This window comes from Bacillus sp. FSL W8-1141 (genome assembly GCF_038593205.1).
In the GTDB taxonomy this organism is placed as follows: Bacteria; Bacillota; Bacilli; order Bacillales; family Bacillaceae; genus Bacillus; species Bacillus altitudinis.
Genome location: NZ_CP151973.1, coordinates 1,117,900 through 1,140,357 on the forward strand (window position 1 = coordinate 1,117,900; position 22,458 = coordinate 1,140,357).

Annotated in this window: 23 protein-coding genes; 18 read left to right on the forward strand and 5 right to left on the reverse strand. The window is 41.3% G+C overall.

Annotated elements, in window-relative coordinates:
- The first annotated feature begins 100 nt into the window (after window positions 1–100).
- The 3 genes from NSQ52_RS05565 to NSQ52_RS05575 all read left to right on the forward strand — a co-directional run bounded on the left by NSQ52_RS05565 (window position 101) and on the right by NSQ52_RS05575 (window position 3,730).
- On the forward strand, window positions 101–949 hold the full coding sequence (locus NSQ52_RS05565; protein ID WP_024720045.1) for a S1 RNA-binding domain-containing protein: 849 nt from the start codon (window positions 101–103) through the stop codon (window positions 947–949).
- Window positions 950–1,106: 157 nt separating this feature from the next.
- Window positions 1,107–2,084 (forward strand): BMP family ABC transporter substrate-binding protein, encoded by a 978-nt coding sequence (locus NSQ52_RS05570; protein ID WP_025207132.1) that lies wholly within the window; start codon window positions 1,107–1,109, stop codon window positions 2,082–2,084.
- Window positions 2,081–3,730, forward strand: a complete 1,650-nt coding sequence (locus NSQ52_RS05575; protein WP_058337490.1) for a methyl-accepting chemotaxis protein — start codon at window positions 2,081–2,083, stop codon at window positions 3,728–3,730. The genes NSQ52_RS05570 and NSQ52_RS05575 overlap by 4 nt, the downstream gene beginning before the upstream one ends.
- A gap of 41 nt (window positions 3,731–3,771) precedes the next feature.
- Here NSQ52_RS05575 and NSQ52_RS05580 read toward each other — a convergent pair whose 3' ends face one another.
- The gene (locus NSQ52_RS05580) at window positions 3,772–4,629 is read right to left on the reverse strand and encodes a DegV family protein (protein WP_008348544.1); all 858 of its coding nucleotides are present in this window, start codon (window positions 4,627–4,629) and stop codon (window positions 3,772–3,774) included.
- A gap of 141 nt (window positions 4,630–4,770) precedes the next feature.
- Here NSQ52_RS05580 and NSQ52_RS05585 point away from each other — a divergent pair, with 141 nt between their 5' ends.
- On the forward strand, window positions 4,771–5,613 hold the full coding sequence (locus NSQ52_RS05585; protein ID WP_007499067.1) for a YitT family protein: 843 nt from the start codon (window positions 4,771–4,773) through the stop codon (window positions 5,611–5,613).
- A 14-nt stretch (window positions 5,614–5,627) separates the two neighbouring features.
- A complete protein-coding gene (locus tag NSQ52_RS05590; protein ID WP_159159537.1) occupies window positions 5,628–6,083 on the forward strand; it encodes a BsuPI-related putative proteinase inhibitor in 456 nt (151 codons plus the stop codon).
- Between the two features lie 40 nt (window positions 6,084–6,123).
- Here NSQ52_RS05590 and NSQ52_RS05595 read toward each other — a convergent pair whose 3' ends face one another.
- The 3 genes from NSQ52_RS05595 to NSQ52_RS05605 all read right to left on the reverse strand — a co-directional run bounded on the left by NSQ52_RS05595 (window position 6,124) and on the right by NSQ52_RS05605 (window position 7,365).
- Entirely contained in the window at window positions 6,124–6,315 is a 192-nt protein-coding gene (locus NSQ52_RS05595) for a DUF3813 domain-containing protein (protein ID WP_008348541.1), read from the reverse strand.
- Window positions 6,312–6,464: a hypothetical protein gene (locus NSQ52_RS05600; protein WP_008348539.1), complete on the reverse strand. Its 153-nt coding sequence runs from the start codon at window positions 6,462–6,464 to the stop codon at window positions 6,312–6,314. The genes NSQ52_RS05595 and NSQ52_RS05600 overlap by 4 nt, the downstream gene beginning before the upstream one ends.
- 88 nt (window positions 6,465–6,552) lie before the next feature.
- Window positions 6,553–7,365 carry a Cof-type HAD-IIB family hydrolase gene (locus NSQ52_RS05605; protein WP_039167379.1) on the reverse strand — a complete coding sequence of 271 codons (813 nt, stop codon included), beginning with the start codon at window positions 7,363–7,365 and terminating at the stop codon, window positions 6,553–6,555.
- 137 nt (window positions 7,366–7,502) lie between these two features.
- Between NSQ52_RS05605 and NSQ52_RS05610 the strand changes: the two genes are divergently transcribed.
- From NSQ52_RS05610 to NSQ52_RS05670, 13 genes are all read left to right on the forward strand, one after another.
- Window positions 7,503–8,288 (forward strand): alpha/beta fold hydrolase, encoded by a 786-nt coding sequence (locus NSQ52_RS05610; protein ID WP_008348536.1) that lies wholly within the window; start codon window positions 7,503–7,505, stop codon window positions 8,286–8,288.
- A gap of 46 nt (window positions 8,289–8,334) precedes the next feature.
- The gene (locus NSQ52_RS05615; protein ID WP_003211530.1) at window positions 8,335–8,643 is read left to right on the forward strand and encodes a metal-sulfur cluster assembly factor; all 309 of its coding nucleotides are present in this window, start codon (window positions 8,335–8,337) and stop codon (window positions 8,641–8,643) included.
- Between the two features lie 122 nt (window positions 8,644–8,765).
- Window positions 8,766–10,211 carry an FAD-binding oxidoreductase gene (locus NSQ52_RS05620; RefSeq protein WP_340939423.1) on the forward strand — a complete coding sequence of 482 codons (1,446 nt, stop codon included), beginning with the start codon at window positions 8,766–8,768 and terminating at the stop codon, window positions 10,209–10,211.
- Window positions 10,208–10,756, forward strand: coding sequence for an MFS transporter (locus NSQ52_RS05625; RefSeq protein WP_178930025.1), 549 nt, complete (start codon window positions 10,208–10,210; stop codon window positions 10,754–10,756). The genes NSQ52_RS05620 and NSQ52_RS05625 overlap by 4 nt, the downstream gene beginning before the upstream one ends.
- A 138-nt stretch (window positions 10,757–10,894) precedes the next feature.
- Complete coding sequence (gene argC, locus NSQ52_RS05630) at window positions 10,895–11,932, forward strand: N-acetyl-gamma-glutamyl-phosphate reductase (RefSeq protein ID WP_340939420.1); 1,038 nt, start codon at window positions 10,895–10,897, stop codon at window positions 11,930–11,932.
- Window positions 11,933–11,952: 20 nt separating this feature from the next.
- A complete protein-coding gene (argJ, locus tag NSQ52_RS05635) occupies window positions 11,953–13,173 on the forward strand; it encodes a bifunctional ornithine acetyltransferase/N-acetylglutamate synthase (protein WP_342473991.1) in 1,221 nt (406 codons plus the stop codon).
- Between the two features lie 14 nt (window positions 13,174–13,187).
- Complete coding sequence (gene argB / locus NSQ52_RS05640; RefSeq protein WP_340939417.1) at window positions 13,188–13,964, forward strand: acetylglutamate kinase; 777 nt, start codon at window positions 13,188–13,190, stop codon at window positions 13,962–13,964.
- Window positions 13,961–15,112, forward strand: a complete 1,152-nt coding sequence (locus NSQ52_RS05645) for an acetylornithine transaminase (protein WP_342473992.1) — start codon at window positions 13,961–13,963, stop codon at window positions 15,110–15,112. Before argB ends, NSQ52_RS05645 begins: the two co-directional genes overlap by 4 nt.
- Before the next feature lie 70 nt (window positions 15,113–15,182).
- Window positions 15,183–16,244: a carbamoyl phosphate synthase small subunit gene (locus NSQ52_RS05650; RefSeq protein WP_017367005.1), complete on the forward strand. Its 1,062-nt coding sequence runs from the start codon at window positions 15,183–15,185 to the stop codon at window positions 16,242–16,244.
- Complete coding sequence (locus NSQ52_RS05655) at window positions 16,237–19,317, forward strand: carbamoyl phosphate synthase large subunit (RefSeq protein WP_342473993.1); 3,081 nt, start codon at window positions 16,237–16,239, stop codon at window positions 19,315–19,317. Before NSQ52_RS05650 ends, NSQ52_RS05655 begins: the two co-directional genes overlap by 8 nt.
- Window positions 19,314–20,264 carry an ornithine carbamoyltransferase gene (gene argF / locus NSQ52_RS05660; protein ID WP_024720054.1) on the forward strand — a complete coding sequence of 317 codons (951 nt, stop codon included), beginning with the start codon at window positions 19,314–19,316 and terminating at the stop codon, window positions 20,262–20,264. The genes NSQ52_RS05655 and argF overlap by 4 nt, the downstream gene beginning before the upstream one ends.
- A gap of 103 nt (window positions 20,265–20,367) precedes the next feature.
- Entirely contained in the window at window positions 20,368–20,547 is a 180-nt protein-coding gene (locus NSQ52_RS05665; protein WP_008348517.1) for a YjzC family protein, read from the forward strand.
- 169 nt (window positions 20,548–20,716) lie between these two features.
- Window positions 20,717–21,982: an MFS transporter gene (locus NSQ52_RS05670; RefSeq protein WP_007499050.1), complete on the forward strand. Its 1,266-nt coding sequence runs from the start codon at window positions 20,717–20,719 to the stop codon at window positions 21,980–21,982.
- Between the two features lie 119 nt (window positions 21,983–22,101).
- Here NSQ52_RS05670 and NSQ52_RS05675 read toward each other — a convergent pair whose 3' ends face one another.
- The gene (locus NSQ52_RS05675) at window positions 22,102–22,296 is read right to left on the reverse strand and encodes a YjzD family protein (RefSeq protein ID WP_024720055.1); all 195 of its coding nucleotides are present in this window, start codon (window positions 22,294–22,296) and stop codon (window positions 22,102–22,104) included.
- Between the last annotated feature and the right edge of the window lie 162 nt (window positions 22,297–22,458).

Sequence of the window (22,458 nt, forward strand, 5' to 3'; positions counted from 1 at the left end):
AGCTAACTAGAGATGTTCATGATGACAGAAGTATAGTAGAATAAAGTGAATCAAAAGATGAACGAACGCTCTTTTAAGGGCAGATAGGAAGGAAGAGAACATGAGACCAGGTGAGCAACTGACCTTGCAAATAGATAACGAGATGGAATACGGCTACTTTTTAACAGATGGCGAAGATTCTGTTCTCCTACATCGCAGTGAGATGACAGAGGATATTGGAGATCGTGATGAAGTAGAGGTCTACTTATATGTAGATCATGAGGAAAGACTGGCAGCGACGATGAAAATTCCTAAAATCAATGCACATACATACGATTGGGTAGAAGTCGTAGACGTTGTAGAAGATATGGGTGCTTTTGTCGATATAGGTTTGTCAAAGGATGCACTTGTTGCAACTGAACACCTCCCGCCATTTGAGGAAGCGTGGCCGAAAAAAGGCGACAAACTATACTGTATGCTCAAAGTGACAAGTTACGGGAGAATGTTCGCAAAACCAGCCACTGAAGATGTGATCAGTGAATTATTTACTGAGGCGCCAGAAACGTTAATGAACAAAGAAATGACGGGAACGATTTATCGCTTAATTGCGACAGGTTCTTTTATGCTGACAGATACAGGCGTGCGTGGGTTTATCCACCGCACGGAACGAAAGGAAGAGCCTAGATTAGGATCGACCGTGACAGGACGCGTCATTGCAGTGAAAGAGGACGGAACCGTGAACGTTTCTCTGCTTCCTAGAAAACAGGATGCATTATCTGTCGATGCAGAAGAAATTTTAACTTACATGAGAACGAGAAACGGTGCAATGCCTTACGGGGATAAAAGTGATCCAGAAGATATCCGGGAAAGATTTCAAATGAGCAAAGCAGCCTTCAAACGAGCATTAGGTCATCTGATGAAAAATGATCTTGTTTACCAAAAAGAAGGATGGACATACGAGAAAAAGTGAGCATTTGCTCGCTTTTTTTATTTTTATCTTAAATAATGGTTTTTTTCAGTGAAAAAAGTCATGAAAAAAGCTGAAAATCCTTCACTTTATCATTGAAACAATGCCTCTCAAATCCGATAAATAAGGGGTAAGGATGATAAAAGGAGTGTGTTTTTGGATGAAAGTGAAGATTTCATTACTTCTGATGGCAGCGATGATCATGGTACTCGCCTCATGCAGCAATCAGCAGGGAGGACCACCGATATCAAATGCGAAGCATATTGGTGTCATGCTGACGGATGATGGTCTTGGTGATCAATCATTTAACGATTCATCATTTAAAGGATTAGAAAAAGCACGTGATGAGCTTGGCATTGAATTCGATTATAGAGAAATTGCAGAAACCGATACATATGAAAAAGGGCTGACCGAGCTTGTGAAAGATGGAAATGACCTGATCATCGGTGTAGGTTTCAGTATGCAAGAAGACTTAGAAAAGGTAGCGAAAAAATATCCGAAAAAGCAATTTTTACTCATTGATGCTGTGTCTGAACTGAAAAATGTCACATCAGTGACTTTTAAAGAAGAGCAGGGCAGCTATCTAGCGGGAGCACTTGCTGCCATGACAACAAAAAGTGATGTCATTGGTTTTGTGGGCGGAGTCGATGCAGAGGTGATCCACCGATTTGAACAAGGCTATCAAAAAGGCGCAAAATCTGTGAATCCGAAAATCAAGGTCGTATCCACGTATGCTGGCACATTTAGTGATGCAGGTAAAGGCAGTAAAATAGCGAAAGACATGATCAAAAAGAAAGCAGATGTTTTATATGCTGCAGCCGGTTATACGGGTGTTGGTGTATTAAAAGAAGCGCAAACGCAAGGCAAATATGCAATTGGCGTGGACAGCGATCAGTATTATACAGCTGAAAAAGCCGTTATTTCGTCTATGGTCAAAAAAGTAGATGAAGTCGTCTATCAATTCAGCGAACAGCTCGTTAAAAGCAGCAAAATCAAAAGCGGGCATATCGTCTATGACTTAAGTAATGACGGAATCGATATGGCAAGAATCCGGGTGCTCAAAGATGCTGAGAAATTGACCAAAAAATTAAATGGACTGAAGCAGACACTTCTGAAAGAAGAGGGGGCAGCATCATGAGCTTACGCATCAAAATTTTGCTCAACTCACTCATTTCACTTCTTTTAGCGGTTGGCGTAATTGCTTTTATTATTGTGAGCATGACAAAGATTCAGTCATCAAGCGAAACAGAAGTTCAAACCTTACTGAACGTACAAAAAACGAAGGCCAGCTTTGAAAGTGTCGAACAAGCCATGACCAATTATTCCATGACCCTTTCAGATGAACAGCTAGAGGTCGTTCAAAGCGATATATCGACAGCGAAAAAACAGCTGCAAACGTTAAACAAAAACGCAGGAAATATGAACAAAGAAGCCCTCACACGGTTAAATTCAAAGTATGACACATGGACGCAAGAAGCAAACAATGCCATTGGTGAAAAAAATGCCTCTGATGCCAGACGAGTAGCTGCCAGAATTGACGGTGTTTTAAACGACGTGCATACGATGAATAAAAGAGCACAAGAAGCGTATGAATACCATTTAGAGGAGGCGGCAGACAATGTGCAAAGGATCATTACAAGCGCATCTGTCGCAGCCCTCACGCTGATTGTCATCGCCGTCTTTTTAAATATTGGTTTAACGAGATCCATTGTGACACCAATCAAATCCCTTTCTTACCGGGCAAAACAGATTGCCGAAGGAAACCTCGCTGTGGAGCGGATGAACATCAAGCGGAAAGATGAAATCGGCGGATTAAATGAGTCGTTCAATCAAATGACGGATCAGCTGATTAGCTTGATTCAAGAAATCAGTCATGTCTCAAGTCAAGTGGAATCATTCTCGATTCAGCTAGATGATGAAAACAAAAAGCTTATGGAATCAGCCAATCAAGTGTCTGTATCGACAGACGAAATGGCGAATGGTTCACAAGCGATTTCAGAAGACCTTCAGCATGGCGTTAGTTTGATTGAGAAAATGGATTCACATGGCCGTAAGAATTCGGAAAGATCACATACAGTCATCCGTAGTACAGAGGATGCCATTGAAGCGGTGGAAAGCGGGAAGCACACGTTAACAGAAACAAAAGCAGCCATTGAAAAAAATACACGTGCGACGAGACAAATTGAAGAGTCAGCAGGAGAATTCACTCAGTACGCAAGCGGAATCTCCGCAATGGCCAAAACGGTTTCTGATATTGCGGACCAGACAAACCTCCTTTCGCTCAATGCGGCGATTGAAGCGGCAAGAGCAGGAGAAGCTGGCAAAGGGTTTGCCGTCGTAGCGGACGAAATCCGTAAGCTGGCAGATGAATCGTCTCGTGCAACAAGACAAATTTTTGACATGGTGAGTCATATTGAAAAAGGCATTCAATCCATTAGCCAAACTGTACAAGAAGGGGTCAAGCTATCACTTCAGCAGCAAGATGCAATGGACAAAACCTCACACTCCTTTGAAGATATAGAAACAAAAGCACAACATATTAAGCAAGAAATGGCGGTCTTAAATGACCAAATTATTCAATCAACAGAGCTTGGCGGACAAGTGCTGCACTCGATTGAAAATATTAGTGCCGTTGTAGAAGAAACGGCAGCGGGCAGCGAAGAAATTTCTGCCTCGGCAAACGAACAGCTGCAATCTTTCCATCAAATGAACAAACAAGTAGAAGAACTGATGAGTATGACAGCAAGGTTAAACGAAACTGTTCACCGATTTAAGCTATCATAAGAAAAGCACCCTTCCCGTGATGTTTCAGGGAAGGGTGCTTTTTATGATGGGCTGCCTGTAAAGAAGATGGCAAGTGTGCTAGGGCCTGAGTGGGACCCAACAGCCGCTCCGATGACCTGGATGTCGATTTCTTTTGGGTGAAATTCCGCTTCGATTAATTGTCTCATTTCTTCTGCAAGTGCAGGGTCATCTCCATGACTAATGCCAACAGTTTGACTAGACCAGTCAGATCCGCGTTCTTTCATCAGCTCGATAATGCGTTTCAATAATTTTTTGCGGCCACGAATTTTTTCAAGGGGTATCAGTTTTCCATCCTCAACGTGTAAAATGGGTTTAATACTTAACAATCCGCCAACAAATGCGGACGCTTTACTGATTCTTCCGCCTCTTGCTAAATACGATAAATCGTCTACAGTAAAAATATGTTGTAAAGATTCACAAAAATGCTTTACAGACGTTTCAATTTCTTGTATTGTATTTCCGTCAATGGCAAGTGATTGAGCGTGTTTGACAGCTAGTCCATAACCAAGTGAAGCACATTTAGAATCAATGATTCGTAAATCGAAATCAGGGTATTCTTCCTTCACTTCGTTTGCCATCATCACAGCGGTTTGGTATGTCCCTGAAAGCTCTGATGAAAAGGCAACATAAATAGCCGATGTATGGGTTTGGGCCGCAGAAACAAAGGCTTCTTTGATCCGGTTCGGTGAAGCTTGTGATGTTTTTGGACTTGCACCTTGTCTCATCGCATCAAATACTTGTTTTGGTTCAATGGTGATCAAATCCTCAAATTCCTGCTCGCCGAGTAACACACGCAGCGGAATGAGTGTCATGTTTTGTTCATCATAATAAGAAAGAGGCAGATCAGCAGCACTGTCTGCTATGATATGAACAGTCATCAAAATCCCTTCTTTCTAAAAAAATCAACCATATTTTACATCTTTTTAGCCTAACTATATCATAGAAAATCATTTTTTCGTGTTCAAATTCTAAATTTTAGGGAAAACCATAGAGAGAATGGTAAGTGGAGGAATGACAACATGTTCATTGGAGAAGCAAAAAAATTCATCGTCGTCGTCATTGGTGCCTTACTTAATGCGATTGGGCTGAATTTATTTTTAATCCCTGCTGACGTATATGCAAGTGGTTTTACAGGGGTTGCCCAGCTGTTATCTAGTTTAATCGATCAATATGCACCGTTTTATTTATCAACAGGGATCCTATTATTTATTTTAAACATTCCGGTCGGCATTTTAGGCTGGATGAAGGTTGGTCGTTCCTTTACTTTGTATAGCATTATTAGTGTGGCACTGACAACGATTTTCCTCGGCATTTTACCAGAGACAAGTGTTTCTGAAGATATTTTATTAAATGCTGTATTTGGCGGAGTCATTTCTGCACTTGGCATTGGGATTACACTGAAATATGGGGCATCTACAGGCGGCCTTGACATTATTGCGATGATTTTAGCGAAATGGAAAGACAAACCAGTGGGCACGTATTTCTTCATTTTAAACGGAATTATCATTTTTACAGCAGGATTGTTACAAGGTTGGGAGAAAGCTTTATATACCCTTGTCACATTATATGTGACGACTAGGGTAATTGATGCCATCCATACGAGACATGAAAAGCTGACCGCCATGATTGTGACAAAGAAAGCAGATGAAATCAAAGAAGCCATTTATGGAAAAATGGTCAGAGGGATTACGACTGTTCCGGCAAAAGGGGCATTTACCAATGAACAAAAAGAAATGATGGTCATTGTCATTACAAGGTATGAGCTGTATGAACTTGAACAAATTATAAAGGAAGTCGATCCAAAAGCCTTTACAAATATTGTTCAAACAACCAATATTCTTGGATTTTTCAGACGAGATTAAAAGGTGGGTAGAAGATGAAAAAAGGGTTAGTGCTTTTTCTCGTTCTATTGGTTTTAACAGCTTGTGGACAACAAAAAAAGGATGAACCAAACAAGGAGGTATCCGGTCAAATGGGAGAAAAAACCGTTGTACTCACAGTAGACCCCGTCCAAAAAGGTTCTTCGGTTCAATTTCATATGTCACTAAAAAATGAATCAGATCGAGATATTGAATTCACGTTTAACACAAGCCAAAAATTCGAATTGAGTGTGTACGATGAAGACGGAAATGAAAAATACCGTTACTCGAAAGACCGTATGTTCACACAAGCCATCCAATCCTTTGTGCTGAAAGCAGATGAAACATATGACTTCCAAGATACGTGGTCAAACGGTGTGGAGCCGGGAACGTATGAAGCGGTCGTCACATTTAAAGGAAAAGCAGAAGGGCTAAAGCAAATCACTGAGAAGAAAACGTTCCAAGTGAAATAAGCATAAGAAAAGCTGTCCGCAAAGCGGACAGCTTTTTTCGTTAAAGATCATCAAGCAGGTCTTGGAACGTATGCAGCTGGTTTCTTTCTGCATCTGTCGAATTAGCAAATGCAGATGATACGGCGTTTTTAGCTCGCTGAACTGCTTGTTGACGCTCTAAACCAGATGGAAATGAAGAAGTAAGGGCTTCTTCAGTAAATGATTTGGCTTGATCAAAAAGTTCGTTTCTCACAATGAACCTCCAGAAGCATCAGTCTTCATATTTCCCCTGTCCTCCGCAGCTTCTTCAAGTGTGGAACGATACGGAAAACGTGCGTCATGCAGACTGACTGAATCTTTACCTTGTTGTATAAAGCGTTTCGATTTGCTTCTTTTACCCATTCGGAATCCGCCCCTTTACACAAGCTGACAGGACAACCTGTCTAACGGTAGTATGCCCGCTTCGACCTGCTATGTATGAATGGAAAAATTAAAGCGAGAAGTAATTCGTTAGGAATTTTGCAATCCCATCTTGTTCATTCGTATCTGTCACTTCATTAGAGACGCGTTTCACTGCATCAATTCCGTTGCCCATTGCAACCCCGCATCCAGCAAATTCAAGCATCTCTAAATCATTGTCTTCATCTCCGAATGCTACAATCCGCTCCTGAGGCACACCGTAATAATCACTAATTTTTTGCAGTCCAACGGCTTTGTTCATACCTGTTTTAATGATTTCAATGACATGCCACGGAGCAGCCCAGCGTCTGTGGTCAATCACTTCTGCATGAACATCTGTCAAATAGCTCCGGATCGCTCCGACGTCTTCTTCTTTTGCGTGAATTAAGACGCTTGTGACATTCTCTCCAAGATTGTCCCGAAGGTCACCAACGGTCACTTTGTTTGCATTCATATTAAATATATCAATGAGCTTTTCATCATGATAATGGAAATACAAATCGTCTAGCACTTCAGCTAACACATTGTGCACTTTATATTCCTCACTAATATCCACAAGCTGTTTCACGACTTGAAGATCAAGTGATGTGTGAAATCTGCCCCATTTTTCATCAAGAGGATGATGGACAAACGCTCCATTAAAGTTCACAATCGGTGAATCGAGCTGCAATTGCTGATAATAAGGAGAGCTGGAACGAAATGGCCGGCCAGTTGAAATACAGACATGATGCCCGCTGTCTTTCACTTTTTGAATGACATCAAGTGTGTGTGCAGAAATCGTTTTATCGTCTTTTAATAACGTGCCATCCAGGTCAAGTGCGATTAGATAAGGTTTAGTCTCCATAAAATCTCCTTTGATCTGTAAGTAATAGGAGGCATCTGGTGCGGGTGCCTCCACCTATAGTGTATCTTTATCACATCTTCGTTGTCTACATGTTAAAATAAACAAAGACGGGAATGATAAAGGAGGATTCATAAGCTGTGATCACCATTGATGAGCAAATGACGCACGATATTCCATTTTTACATATCGTAAAAGCTGAAAATAAAGATAAACCACTGCCACTTGTATTTTTTATACATGGATTTACAAGTGCACGCGAGCACAACTTACACTTCGCCTTTCATTTGGCGGAAAAAGGCATGAGAGTCATTTTGCCTGACTGTGCTTATCATGGTGTAAGATCAGAAAACCTCAGCTTAGAGGAACTGGCATCAAAGTTTTGGGAAATCGTCCTGAACGAAATCCGTGAAATCGATATACTTAAGACACATTTTCAAGAAAAACAATTGATTGAAGCCGACCTAATAGGTGTTGCAGGTACTTCCATGGGAGGCATCACGACCTTTGGTGCACTCGCAAAACATGATTGGATTAAAGCGGCAGTCAGCTTGATGGGCAGTCCGAAATATACGACATTCCTACAAGCACAAATTATGGACATGCGGCACAAAGGGTTGATGAAAGAGATTACAGATGAAGAGGTTCATCAGCAATTAGACGCGCTGCGCCCTTATGATTTAACGCTGCAAACAGATCGATTAAACAAAAGACCGCTGTTATTCTGGCATGCAGAAAACGATCCAGTTGTCCCTTACAGACATGCAAAAGCTCTTTATGACGAGTTAGCAGAAACCCAATATAAAGAAGATCCGCACCTGATTCGTTTTATCACAGATGGACAGGCTGGCCATAAGGTCTCAAGACAAGCAATGTTTGAAACCATTGACTGGTTTGTGACACACCTGAAAAGCACAAACGTTTAGCCAAAAGGAAAAGTACGTTATACTAGTTGAAAAAGGAGTGGATATCATGGATGAAGCATTGAAAGAAAATATTTTAGGCGCCCTAGAACAGGTGATTGACCCTGAGTTAAACGTAGACATCGTCAACCTTGGACTTGTCTATGATGTCGATCTTGATGAGAATGGAAAAGCGGATATCACGATGACTTTAACATCAATGGGGTGTCCCCTTGCACCAGTTATCGTCGATGAAGTGAAAAAAGCATTAAGTGACTTGCCTGAAGTGAAGGAAACTGAAGTTCACATCGTCTGGAATCCACCTTGGACACGTGACAAAATGTCAAGATACGCTAAAATTGCGCTTGGTATTCAATAAGTAAATACGAAAAATGCCTGGTATGAGTTGAACTCGTACCAGGTTTTTTTATGAAAAATTAAGGTAGAGGAGGAGTATGGCTTGATATAATGGATGTAATTTTATAGAACGGAGTACCTATAATGAAACGAAAGTGGATATGGATCGTTCTTTTGATGGGATATGGCGCTGCCTTTTTTGCATCAGTCTCTATACGTGAAGGTCAAGCACACAAAAGACAAGGACTTGAGGCGTTTACAGATGTGAGTCACCTTATGCCGGTCAAAATAAAAAAAGTCGTGCAAGGAAAAGAAATAGAATCTTTAAAAGAAGTATTAGAAGAAGCAAAAGAGAAGAATCTGCCCATTTCAATCGCCGGAAAGCAGCATAGTATGGGCGGCCACACGTATTATGAAAATGGCATTGTACTAGACATGACGAAATTTCGCCGAATCGTATCATTTAATGAAAAAAAGAAGACCATTCGGGTCCAGAGCGGCGCCACATGGGATGATATTCAAAAATATGTGAACCCATATGGTCTTGCAGTAAAGGTGATGCAATCTCAAAACATCTTTACGATTGGTGGCTCGTTAAGTGCAAATGCACATGGACGTGACATTCGCTACGGCTCACTCATTGACACTGTGCGCTCTTTCACACTGTTAAAAGCAGATGGAGAGATCATCACAGTAAAGCCTAGCGATGATTTATTTACTGCCGTGATTGGAGGATACGGCTTATTCGGTGTCATTTTAGATGTTGAGCTGTCCTTAACAAAGGATGAATTATATAAAATGGAGACAACCTCTCTACACTTCGATGAATACACTGATTATTTTCAAAAGCATGTAGAGAACAATAAAGAAGTGCGCATGCATCTCGCAAGAATCTCTACAGCGAAAACAAATTTTTTGAAAGAGATGTATGTGACGAATTATTCGCTTACTTCTGATCAACAGATCGATCCATACCGCGAGCTCAAAGAAGATCAGCTCGTCATCCCTTTAAAATTTATGCTCGGCCTTTCGAGAAGATTTGATATGGGGAAAGATTTGCTATGGAACTTGCAAAAGAAGTATTTTCAAAGTCAAAATGACCAGCTGATCACAAGAAATAACGTGATGCGGTCTGATTCTGCTTTTTTAGAATATGAAAATGAGTCAGATACCGATGTGCTTCAAGAATACTTTGTTCCAGTTGATCGTTTTCGTGCGTATATCGATGACATGAGAAGCTTTTTACAACAGGAAGAATTGAATTTAATGAACATCACGATCCGCTACGTACAAAAAAATGAAAAAGCGGATCTCTCATATGCGAAAGAAGATATGTTTGCACTTGTTTTGTTAGTGAATTATGGTTTTGAGAAAGAAGAGAAGGCAGAAGCGGAGCGGGTCATCCGGCAAATGACAGATATCACCTTGCGGCACCATGGAAGCTATTACTTACCATACATGCCGTATCAAACGAAAGCACAAATGAAACAAGCGTATCCAAAAACCGATCTATTCTTTCAAAAGAAAAAGCAAGCAGATCCAGATGGCAGATTTATCAACTACTTTTATGAAAGGTACAATACACAATGAATGCTAAAGCAATGAAATGGTTCGTCTATTCACAAAGTCTACTGTTTTTCGCCAGTAGTCTCATTTTCCCTTTTTATATTCTTTTTATTAAAAATGTTGGGTCGAGCTATTCTCAATTTGGTCTTGCTTATGGTCTGTTTGGTTTGAGCGGTGCGTTCATTCATTTATTATTAGGAAAACTTCCTGAAACGACCGACAAGCGTCTCTTTTTAATCATTCATGCGTTTGGTATGGCGTTTCTTCTTCTACTTTTTCCACATATCACAGAAGTAGAGCAAGTTTATATGATTCAGCTTGCCTTAGGTGTGCTAGGTGGTGTTCAGAAGCACGGAGAGAAATTACTCGTCACCGAACTCACAAACGAGAAAAAGCGTATGAAAGAAGTTGGGCACTATCATTTTTGGACAGCGCTTTTTTCATCGATCGCCATTATGCTTGGCGGCCTGTTTGCTGATTTCTTCACCATTCATTTGATTTTTTATGCAAGTTCCCTATTATATTTATGCAGTGCGCTTCTGGTCCTCAATATGAAGAACAATAGATAAAATCCGCATGTCTCACGAAGATATGTGGATTTTTTTATGAAAAAAAATGAAAACAAATATTAAATATACAATTGAATTAATTTTTATACATGTTATAATGTTAAATAATTTCACAAAGATCAAGAGGGTGTATTGACGTTGAAAATAGGTATTATAGGTGCTACAGGGTACGGCGGTGCGGAATTAGTTCGTATCTTTAAGCAGCATCCACATGTGGAGGAATGTATATTGTATTCATCAAGTGGTGATGGGCAATTATACAGTCAATCTTATCCGCATCTGACAACGATTACTGACCAAACATTAAAAGCCATTGATCCGGCGGCCATTGTGCAAGAAACAGATGCTGTGTTTTTAGCGACACCAGCAGGCGTTTCAAGTGAACTCACACCGAAGCTCATGAATCAAGGGGTGCCAATTATTGATTTATCAGGTGACTTGCGCATTCAAGATGGAACTGTTTATGAAGCGTGGTATAAACGAAGGGCAGCGGATGAAGCATCGGTTCAACAAGCTGTATACGGATTATCTGAATTGAATCGTGAAACCATTAAGCAAGCGGAAGTCATTGCAAACCCCGGCTGCTTTCCTACTGCAGTTCTTCTAGGTTTAGCACCGCTGATGAAACAGAATTTAATCGATGAATCTATGATCATAATAGATGCAAAAACCGGGGTGTCCGGTGCAGGACGATCAGCCTCACTTGGCACACATTTTTCAGAGCTGAACGATAACTTTAAAATTTATAAGGTGAATGAACATCAGCACACACCTGAAATAGAACAAGTACTTAGAGAATGGAACCCGCAAACGGCGAACATCACATTTTCAACACACCTTGTCCCGATGACAAGAGGGATTATGGCGACGATGTATACACAATTGAAATCAGATGTCACAAAAGAAGAATTAATGAAACAGATGAAGGATTTTTATGAAGATTCCTATTTTGTAAGAGTGAGAGATCATGGGATATATCCGCAAACAAAAGAAGTATACGGCAGTAACTTCTGTGACATTGGTTTTCATTTAGATGAGCGAACAGGTAGACTGACGATTGTATCTGTCATAGATAATCTCATGAAAGGTGCAGCCGGCCAAGCGGTTCAAAACTTCAACATCATCAAAGGCTTACATGAAGAGGCGGGCCTCACAATGACACCTCTCTATCCATAAGAACAGGGGAGACAACAAACATGATCGAATTGAATGAAAAAAGTATTGTCAAAATTGACGGGGACGTATCATCACCAAAAGGTTTTGAAGCAAAGGGGATTCATATAGGATTACGCTATTCAAAAAAAGACCTTGGCTTGATCATCAGTGAAGTACCAGCAGCGAGTGCAGCGGTATACACTCAAAGTCACTTTCAAGCTGCGCCTCTTCAAGTCACACAAAAAAGCTTAAAAAAGACGGGCAAACTAAAAGGTGTCATTGTCAATAGTGCCATCGCCAACGCATGCACAGGTGAACAGGGATTAAAAGATGCATACGACATGCAGGCAGCCTGTGCAGACATGTTAGGCACAGAGCCTGATTACATTGCCGTTTCTTCTACTGGTGTCATTGGAGAGTGTCTGGATATGGATAAAATCAAAACAGGCATTGCTCAGCTAAAAGAAGCAAAAGCAGGAAATGGCCACTTTGAAGAAGCGATTTTAACAACAGATACAGTCATTAAAAATACGACATATTCCTTGACGATAGACGGGAAAGAGATTCTCATTTCTGGTGCAGCAAAAGGCTCTGGTATGATTCATCCGAACATGGCAACAATGCTCGGGTTTGTCACAACCGATGCAAATGTCGAACAAGAAGCTTTGCAAAATGCTCTTCGTGACATTACAGATGTGACGTTTAATCAAATTACCGTCGATGGAGAAACATCAACTAACGATATGGTGCTTGTGATGGCAAATGGAATGGCAGAAAACCAGGCACTGAATGAAGAACATCCAGAATGGCCATTGTTTAAAGAAGGATTAAAACTAGCCTGTGAAGATCTAGCAAAAGAGATTGCAAGAGACGGAGAAGGCGCAACCAAATTAATCGAAGCGAAAGTTGTTGGTGCAAAAAACAACTTAGAAGCGGGTATTATTGCAAAAAAAATCGTAGGTTCAAGTCTTGTGAAAACAGCCGTATACGGTACGGACGCCAACTGGGGACGGATTATCGGAGCAATCGGTCATAGCGCAGCTTCTGTCACGCCAGAAGAGGTTGAAGTTTACTTAGGCGGGCAATGTCTGTTTAAACAAAATGAACCTCAGTCTTTCTCAGAAGAGGAAGCAAAAGCGTATCTAGAGCAGGATGAGATTACGATTTTCATTCAAATGAATGAAGGAAATGGTGAAGCGGCAGCATGGGGCTGTGACCTTACCTATGATTATGTGAAAATTAACGCGAGCTATCGCACATAATGAAGGAGATAGACATGGATAAAACGATCGTGTTCAAGTGTGGAGGCAGTGTCATTCGAGAACTTTCCGATACCTTTTATGAAAATGTCCGCTCACTTCAAGCTGCTGGATTTAAACTGGCTATCGTACATGGCGGGGGTCCTGAAATCACGAGCATGCTGCAAAAATTAGAAGTGAAAACGGAATTTGTAGATGGACAGCGCAAAACAACAAAGCCGGTGTTAGAGGTAGCCGAAATGGTCCTTTCAGGAACGGTGAATAAATACTTTGTTTCAGAGTTGGCAAAGCATGATATATCATCTGTCGGTGTATCTGGTAAAGATGGACAGATGCTTGTCGCCGATTTTCTCGATCAAGATGTATATGGGTACGTTGGCGAAATCAAAGAAGTCAATCCAGAGATGGCAAAAGCACTAATGGAGAAACAATTCATTCCCGTCATCGCGCCGCTATCTATGACCGAAGAATGCCAAACGTTAAATGTAAATGCTGATCTTGCAGCATCAGCAGTCGCAGGAGCTATGAAAGCTGATAAGCTCATGTTTGTCACAGATGTGGAAGGAATTTTAAAAAATGGTGAGCTGTTAGACGTTGTCACCGAACAAGAAGCTCTCAAGCTCATCGATGAAGGCATTATTTCCGGGGGAATGATTCCAAAAGTGCAATCTGCGCTAAGTGCTTTATCAGGAGATGTGGATGAAGTCATGATTGTGAATGGAAAAGGCAGTATTTTTACAGGAGATACCTTTAAAGGAACTCGAATTGTAAAACAAAAGGAGGCGGTCCTGTGAGTCATCTCTTTCAAACGTACGGACGGTGGAATGTTGAAATTAAAGAGGCAGAAGGTTCTTGGGCAGTTGATACAACTGGGAAAAAATATTTAGACTTTATACAAGGCATTGCGGTCACGAATTTAGGTCACAATCATCCAAAGGTTAATCAAGCCATCAAGAAGCAGCTTGACGAGGTCTGGCACGTATCAAATTTATTTGAAAATGGACTGCAAGAAAAAGCAGCGGAAAAGCTGGCAGCCAACAGTTCAGGAGATCTCGTATTTTTCTGCAACAGCGGGGCTGAAGCGAATGAAGGGGCTATCAAATTGGCCCGAAAAGCAACAGGTAAAACAAATATTGTGACGTTTTTGCACTCTTTCCATGGGCGCACGTATGCTGGTATGGCTGCCACAGGTCAAGATAAAATCAAAACTGGTTTTGGACCGATGCTGGAAGGCTTTCATTATGTACCGTATAATGACCCTGAAGCTATCACAGCGTGTGAAATCGATGATGTCGCAGCGGTCATGCTGGAAGTGGTGCAAGGTGAAGGTGGAGTGAATCCAGCTACAGCTGAATTTCTAGAAGCCGTTCAAATGTTTTGCAAAAAACATCAAGCACTGCTGATTGTAGATGAAATCCAAACGGGTATTGGGCGAACAGGGACAGCATTTGCCTATGAGCAATCGGGACTTGATCCTGATATTATTTCAGCCGCAAAAGGTTTAGGAAATGGATTTCCAGTCGGTGCAGTGATAGGGAAAAAAGCTTTAGGAGATGCATTTTCTTCAGGCTCTCATGGCACAACATTTGGTGGCAATATGCTCGCTATGTCAGCTGTGAACGCAACTCTTGATGTAATATTTAAAGAAGACTTTCTTTCAGAAGTGAAAGAAAAGGGTGCGTACCTCTTAAAGAGACTGCAAGAAGTCAAGCAGCTGAACATCGTGAAAGAAGTACGTGGCAAAGGATTAATGGCAGGAATTGAGTGTCATCAGCCAGTAGGTGATTACATCACAGCCCTTCGAGAGCAAGGTTTGCTTGTGCTTCCAGCTGGTCCGAATGTCATTCGTTTATTACCTCCGTTGAATGTCAAAAAAGTTGAATTGGATCAAGCCATTGAAGCAATCATTCAAGTGTTAGCAAATGAAACAGTAACGGTCTAAATTTTTTTTACACCAAAACGCATAAACATGCATTTATATTATTAATTATTCAATATGGGGTGACACAAGCATGAAAGGTTATTTAAATTTAGAAGATGGAGCCTCTTTTGAAGGAGATCTGACAGGAGAAGCTGGCATGACAGGTGAAGTGGTCTTTTTTACAGGGATGACAGGTTATCAAGAGGTGCTTACAGATCCTTCTTATAAAGGACAAATCATTGTCTTCACATATCCGCTCATCGGAAATTACGGCATCAATCATGAAGACTTTGAGAGCAAAAAACCACAAGTGAAAGCGGTCGTTGTCTATGAGGCAGCTGACCATTTTTCTCATCACCTTGCAGCCGTAAGCTTAAAAGATTATTTACAGAAGTGGAACATTCCGCTTCTTACACATACAGATACTCGCGCAGTCGTGCAGAACATTCGAGCAAATGGAACGATGAATGCAGTGCTTAGTTTAGACGAAAATGAAACGCCACCTGCAATGAAGCAAGACAATGTGGTTGAGCAGGTCACAGAAGATGAAGTATACACACAAGGCAGCGGTGAGGATCATGTAGCGCTCATTGATTTTGGCTTTAAAAAATCAATTGCGGACTCACTCGAAGCGCGCGGCTGTAAAGTCACAGTGATTCCGTACAAACAAATGGAAAAGGTATTTGATATCAAGCCAGATGCGATCCTTTTGTCAAATGGACCTGGAGATCCAAAAACAATGAAGCCATATTTAAAAACCATTCATGACATCATGATGACCTTCCCGACACTAGGCATTTGCTTAGGTCATCAATTAATTGCTCTTGCGCTTGGCGGGGATACGTATAAGCTTCCTTTTGGCCACCGCGGGGCGAATCATCCTGTACAAGATACAGAATCAAAACGTGTCTTTATGACAAGCCAAAATCATAGCTATGTGGTCAATGAAAAAAGCATGAATGACAAAGAAGTGGACGTCAAATTCCTCCACGTGAATGACGGATCTGTTGAAGGATTCATTCATAAAGAGAAGCTGATTATGTCCGTTCAATTTCATCCAGAAGCACATCCAGGCCCTGCAGAAAGTGAATGGGTATTCGATGATTTTATTGAGAAAGTGAAACAAGCAAGGAGAGAAGTCGCACATGCCTAAAGATCAAAGCATACAAACCATTCTAGTCATCGGGTCTGGTCCAATCATCATTGGTCAGGCAGCAGAATTTGATTACTCAGGAACACAAGGTTGTATGGCCTTAAAAGAAGAAGGCTACAACGTCATCTTAGTGAATAACAACCCAGCAACCATTATGACAGACGAGTCATTTGCTGATGAAATTTATTTTGAACCGCTTTCAGTTGATTCAGTGACAAGAATCATTGAAAAAGAGAAACCAGATGGTCTTTTAGCCAATCTTGGCGGACAGACGGCTTTAAACCTTGCTGTCGAGCTGGAAAAAGCCGGTGTGCTGAAAAAGCATGGGGTAAAACTGCTCGGAACGTCAGTTGAAACAATTGAAAACGGTGAAGATCGTGAGAAATTCCGTGCTCTCATGAAGCATTTGAATGAACCTGTACCAGAAAGTGAAATTGTAGATAATGCGAAAGACGCCCTTCAATTTGCAAGAGAAGTGGGCTTTCCTGTCATTCTTCGACCAGCCTACACACTTGGTGGTAAAGGGGGAGGCATCGCTTTAACTGAAGAGGCTTTTAAACCGCTGATTGAAGGTGCTCTTCTAGCGAGTCCGATTCATCAGTGCTTAGTTGAAAAAAGCATTGCTGGCTTTAAAGAAGTCGAGTATGAGGTCATGAGAGATCGTCAAAATACGTGTATCACTGTATGTAACATGGAAAATATAGATCCAGTTGGTGTGCATACAGGCGACTCGATTGTCGTTGCACCGTCACAGACATTAACGGATCAGGATTATCAAATGCTCCGTTCAGCGAGCTTAAAAATCATTTCAGCGCTTGATGTCGTTGGCGGCTGTAATATCCAGTTCGCTCTTGATCCACTTAGCAAAGAATATTTTGTCATTGAGGTCAATCCTCGGGTCAGCCGATCTTCTGCTCTTGCATCGAAAGCAACAGGCTATCCGATTGCCAAAATGGCGGCAAAACTTGCGGTCGGTTATACACTAGATGAATTGAAAAATCCGCTTACAGGAACAACGTATGCTAGCTTTGAGCCGGCACTCGATTATGTCGTGGTGAAATTCCCGCGTTGGCCGTTCGATAAATTTAAACAGGCAGACCGGAAATTAGGCACAAAAATGAAGGCAACTGGTGAAGTCATGGCGATTGATCGTAATTTAGAATCTGCCATTCAAAAAGCCGTCGCATCACTTGAAATCAAAACAAAGGGCTTCCACTTGCCTGAACTGAAAGAACATTCGACTGAACAGTTATTTGAATTAATCAAAACACCGGACGATCGCCGTTTCTTCGCTGTCATGGAGCTGCTTTCCAGACAAGAAACCGTTGAAACGATTCATGAAACGACGAAGATTGATCTGTTTTTCTTACATGTCTTCAAGAATATGATCACACTCGAACAAGAATTGAAGAATCATCAGGGGACGCTATCCAAAGACACCTTAAAAAAGGTGAAAGAAAAAGGCTTCCTTGATGAAACAATCGCTTCTCTGACGGATCGCAGTGAACAAGATATCAGACAGCTTCGCCAAGAGTATGGCATTGCCGCTTCATTTAAAATTGTCGATACATGTGCGGCTGAATTCGATGCAAAAACGAATTACTTCTATTCTACGTACTTTGGCAAAAGTGATGGAGAGCATCAAGAGAAAACAAAGGAGCGTGCACTCATCATTGGCTCTGGTCCGATTCGAATTGGGCAAGGGGTCGAGTTTGATTATAGTGCCGTTCACGGCGTTCTTACTTTACAAAAGCTTGGATTTGAAACCATCATGATGAACAATAATCCAGAAACGGTTAGTACCGATTATGAGATTGCAGATCGTTTATACTTTGAGCCGATCACGTTAGAACATATTTTAAACGTAGTTGAAGCGGAGCAAATTGATTTTGTCATCGTTCAATTTGGCGGGCAGACAGCAATCAATGTGGCGGAAGGTTTAGAAAAAGCCGGCGTTACCTTGTTAGGCACGTCCTTTGACACACTAGATGCATTAGAAGATCGCGATTTATTCTATCAGCTTCTTGATGAACTGAATCTTCCTCATGCAAAAGGAGATACAGCTCATTCAAAAGAAGAAGCACTGGGGCATGCTGCAAGCATCGGGTACCCTGTTCTTATTCGTCCATCATATGTCATTGGTGGAATGGGCATGATCGTTGTTCATACAGAAGCTCAATTGGCAGAACTACTTGATCAGCCAGATCATTTACCTTATCCGATCTTAATTGATGAGTATGTCACTGGAAAAGAAGTGGAAGTGGATCTCATTTCAGACGGACAAACGACATTCATTCCAACCATTGTTGAGCATATTGAAAAAGCGGGCGTACACTCAGGTGACAGCTTTGCCATCTTACCAAGTGTCTCTATTAGTGAAGACATCAAACAACAGGTGTATAACGCTTCTGAACAAATCGCAAAGAAATTAGCTTTTAAAGGCATTATGAATATTCAATTTGTGATAAAAGGGAACCAGGCGCTCGTATTAGAGGTGAATCCTCGGGCAAGCCGGACTGTTCCAGTTGTAAGTAAAGTCATGGGTGTTGACATGATTCCAATGGCGACTCAGCTGTTAGCTGGTGCAACGCTTGAAGAATTGAAACCTGTAACGAAGAATAAGGGGGGCACAGCTGTTAAATTCCCAGTCTTCTCCTCACATGCCATTCAAGATATCGATTTAAAGCTCACACCTGAAATGAAGGCGACGGGTGAAGGAATGTGTGTAGGAAAGAACGTCGAAAGCGCCTTGAAAAAAGTGTTTGCACCGATCTGGAAACAGAAAGGAAGCCTCTTTATACAAGGCAGTGAATTATTCGTAGATGAAGCAAAACGAGCAGGCTTTGACGTCTGGACTGGCAGCTTTGAATCGTGGCTGCAACAAGACGATAAATCGCTTCACATTCATTTAGGTGATGATGAAGAGGCAAAAGAACAGCGTGTAAAAGCACTCACACATGGTGTTCAAGTTCTAACCGAATATGAAACGGCGCAAGCGTTCCTGCAAGGAAAAGATGGAGATGTATCACCAGTATCTCTCCACGAATTATATAAAAAGGAAGTGACGGCATGAGCCAAGTCGACGTGCAACCGGCATTATACGGAAAAGACTTTTTATCGTTAAAAGACTTTTCGATCAATGACATTGCGTACTTAATTGAAAAAGCAGAAGAAATGAAACAACATCCATATCAAGATTTATTCAAAGGAAAAACATTAGCGATGATCTTTGAAAAATCTTCAACTAGAACCCGTGTCTCGTTTGAAGCGGGCATGACGCAGCTAGGCGGACATGCGCTCTTCCTCAGCTCAAATGATCTGCAAATTGGCAGAGGAGAAACGATTGGTGATACAGCGCAGGTGCTGTCTGGGTATGTAGATGGCATTATGATTCGAACCTTTGAACATGAGAAGGTAGAAGAACTTGCAAAATACGCCTCTATTCCAGTGATCAACGGACTAACGGACTACTCTCATCCATGTCAGGCACTGGCTGATTTACTGACGATTAAAGAAGCAAAAGGCACACTAAAAGGTGTGAAAGTGGCGTACATCGGTGATGGGAATAATGTGGCTCATTCCTTAATGGTCGGCTGCGCGCAGTTAGGCTGTGACATTGCCGTTGCATCACCAAAAGGCTATGAACCTCTTCAAGAGGTGACAGACACTGCTCGGGCGTTTGCAAAACAATCAGGCGCAGAAGTCATCGTCACAACAGATCCAGTAGCTGCTGTTCAGGATGCAGATGTCATTTATTCAGACGTATTTACAAGCATGGGACAGGAAGCTGAAACAGAGAAACGTCTAGCAGAATTTAAAGAATATCAAGTCAATGAGGAACTCATGCAACATGCAGCAGCAGATTATATCTTCCTTCATTGTCTGCCGGCACATCGCGGAGAAGAAGTGACGGCTGATATCATTGATGGACCACACTCTAAAGTATTCCAGCAAGCAGAAAATCGCCTGCATGTGCAAAAAGCGTTAATCAAAGAGCTCATGTATCAACAACCTAAATAAATCACAAGTGTCCCTGTCTCGACTGAGCAGGGACTTTTTACATATTGGATTGGAGAGGCAATGGACGGGACATAATAACATCAATCGAGAAAGGAGGATGGAAATGGGTCAACAGCATCAGTTTAAATCTGGTAATAAGGCACCTAATAATGGTGTTTATATCGAAATCGGTGAGACCGGTAGTATGGTGAAAGATCCTTTAAAGATAAAGCTTAAAGCAGGAGACGTCTTTCCGGATAACTCGAACCATAACCGCGTTTGGACTTACCAAAGGAAGCCGTAAGCAATTGACTAAGAGTCCATATGAATAAGTCTTTAGAGGCATGTGTCATGCCTCTTTTTTCTTTATAATAAAAAACAATTAAGTTCCAATTTTCAAATAAATAGTATGAAAAAAAGAAAGATTAAGGTAAAATATGTAAAAATAGTATAAGGTTGAAAGGATTTGTGTGATGGAAAAGATGAATCTCAGTGAAAGTGTTTGGAATAAACGCTTCACCTCATTGTTCATATCAAGACTCATAAAAAATACAGGAGAAAGTTTTGCTTTTACATCCGTTCTTTGGTTATTGATTTTAAGAGGGGATGGAGCGCTCGGTACCGGACTTCTTCTAGCAGTGACAGTTCTTCCTTCATCATTGTTGGCCCCAATACTAGGACCTCTTATGAAAAGACATCATTTATCTAAATGGATGTTTGCTTCAGATGTCATTCGAGCAACCATTGTACTCATTATTCCACTACTGCATTTTTCGCACATATTGCCTCTATGGTTATTGATCTCATTAATGGTTATTCAATCGGCAACAGGTGCAGCATATAACCCGGCTTCTGTGGCCATCCTGCCGCAGATTGTTCCAAAGCATCTCATTCAAAAAGCAAATGCGATCCTGCAATCATCTTTTGAAATTGTCGCACTTGCTGCGGTGATGGTCGCTGGTCTTTTGGTCAAATTAATTGGCCCTGCAGATACGCTCCTAATCACCACTGCTTTATTTATCATATCGGGCTTGTTCATTATTGGCGTTAAACTCCAAAAGTCAGATGCAGAAAAAGCAGCAGACATTAAACAAGCAAAGAATACATATCTGTATAACTTAAAAAGAGGCTTTCTAGTCGTTAAAAATCATCATATTTTATTTGCACTAACCCTTTATTGTATTTTAATGAATGTCGCTGCAGCTCCGTGGCAGGCATTATCCGCTGTATATGTAGCAGAAGCGCTGCAAAGTGATTCAATGGTGTATTCCATTTTAAGAGGTGTCGCTGCAGTCGGTGCGTTTATGATGGGCTTTGCACTGGCGAAGGTGAAAATCAAAAGATTCGGCTTGTTCTTTATTGTCGCAGGCATGATTGAAGGTGCTGCATTCTTTATCACTGGAATGAGTACATGGCTTCCAGTCGTTCTTCTAGCTTCCTTTATTTTTGGTGCAGCCGTCAGTGCGATCAATGTCCCAGAGATGGTTATTATTCAAACGTCTGTTGACCAAGAAGATCAGCCGCAAGTATATGCCGTGATCAATGCGTCATCAAATGTCTTTCTCCCGCTTGCAGCCGTCATATCGGGCGTCCTGGCAGAACGCTTTGGAGCAGGACCTGTCATTGCGGGGGGTGGTGTGCTTGAAATTTTATCGGGCATCGCGATCTTCCTGTTCACAGGGCTTGCGAAAAGCCATTTGTCAGCAGACAAACAGAAGTCCGAAACGGTTGAGGTGTAACTCAAAAACCCCCTGTAATTGACGGCAGGGGGTTTTAGCGTGCGCTCTCAACTTCTAGTCATCATTCTGAAAAAAAGAAAAAGAGCTAATCTCAAATCATTAGCTCTTTTCCAGCAATATTAAGAATGTTCTGTTGAACTTTCTGTTTCTTTCATTGGACTTACTTCAGCAAAGATGAATAAAATAACCGTAAACACTATGGCAAGAATGGAAGTTAACGTAAAATCATAAGCAGCTCCATTCATAGATGAAACGATGTAACCAGCCATATGTGTCAGCAGAAAAGTCCAAATGAGGGTGATAATGTAATGCATTATTCCACCGTCCTTTATGTAACAATCTATTGACTATCATACCATAGATACGAGTTCAGAGAAAAGACTGTTTTCCGCCTTTATGTGATCATTTTGAGACCTTCTACTATAAAAATAAAAAGAATTCTTCTGTCTTTAGGGGATTTCCTTATTCCTACAAGA

Bases quoted from the DNA above. Each gene is read 5' to 3' on its own strand.
- NSQ52_RS05665 (WP_008348517.1), top strand. From the start codon at position 20,368: ATGGGTCAACAGCATCAGTTTAAATCTGGTAATAAGGCACCTAATAAT.
- NSQ52_RS05575 (WP_058337490.1), top strand. From the start codon at position 2,081: ATGAGCTTACGCATCAAAATTTTGCTCAACTCACTCATTTCACTTCTT.
- NSQ52_RS05605 (WP_039167379.1), bottom strand. From the start codon at position 7,365: ATGGAGACTAAACCTTATCTAATCGCACTTGACCTGGATGGCACGTTA.
- NSQ52_RS05565 (WP_024720045.1), top strand. From the start codon at position 101: ATGAGACCAGGTGAGCAACTGACCTTGCAAATAGATAACGAGATGGAA.
- argJ (WP_342473991.1), top strand. From the start codon at position 11,953: ATGATCGAATTGAATGAAAAAAGTATTGTCAAAATTGACGGGGACGTA.
- NSQ52_RS05620 (WP_340939423.1), top strand. From the start codon at position 8,766: ATGAAACGAAAGTGGATATGGATCGTTCTTTTGATGGGATATGGCGCT.
- argB (WP_340939417.1), top strand. From the start codon at position 13,188: ATGGATAAAACGATCGTGTTCAAGTGTGGAGGCAGTGTCATTCGAGAA.
- NSQ52_RS05585 (WP_007499067.1), top strand. From the start codon at position 4,771: ATGTTCATTGGAGAAGCAAAAAAATTCATCGTCGTCGTCATTGGTGCC.
- NSQ52_RS05655 (WP_342473993.1), top strand. From the start codon at position 16,237: ATGCCTAAAGATCAAAGCATACAAACCATTCTAGTCATCGGGTCTGGT.
- NSQ52_RS05580 (WP_008348544.1), bottom strand. From the start codon at position 4,629: ATGACTGTTCATATCATAGCAGACAGTGCTGCTGATCTGCCTCTTTCT.
- argF (WP_024720054.1), top strand. From the start codon at position 19,314: ATGAGCCAAGTCGACGTGCAACCGGCATTATACGGAAAAGACTTTTTA.
- NSQ52_RS05590 (WP_159159537.1), top strand. From the start codon at position 5,628: ATGAAAAAAGGGTTAGTGCTTTTTCTCGTTCTATTGGTTTTAACAGCT.
- NSQ52_RS05625 (WP_178930025.1), top strand. From the start codon at position 10,208: ATGAATGCTAAAGCAATGAAATGGTTCGTCTATTCACAAAGTCTACTG.
- NSQ52_RS05570 (WP_025207132.1), top strand. From the start codon at position 1,107: ATGAAAGTGAAGATTTCATTACTTCTGATGGCAGCGATGATCATGGTA.
- NSQ52_RS05600 (WP_008348539.1), bottom strand. From the start codon at position 6,464: ATGGGTAAAAGAAGCAAATCGAAACGCTTTATACAACAAGGTAAAGAT.
- NSQ52_RS05670 (WP_007499050.1), top strand. From the start codon at position 20,717: ATGGAAAAGATGAATCTCAGTGAAAGTGTTTGGAATAAACGCTTCACC.
- NSQ52_RS05650 (WP_017367005.1), top strand. From the start codon at position 15,183: ATGAAAGGTTATTTAAATTTAGAAGATGGAGCCTCTTTTGAAGGAGAT.
- NSQ52_RS05615 (WP_003211530.1), top strand. From the start codon at position 8,335: ATGGATGAAGCATTGAAAGAAAATATTTTAGGCGCCCTAGAACAGGTG.
- NSQ52_RS05675 (WP_024720055.1), bottom strand. From the start codon at position 22,296: ATGCATTACATTATCACCCTCATTTGGACTTTTCTGCTGACACATATG.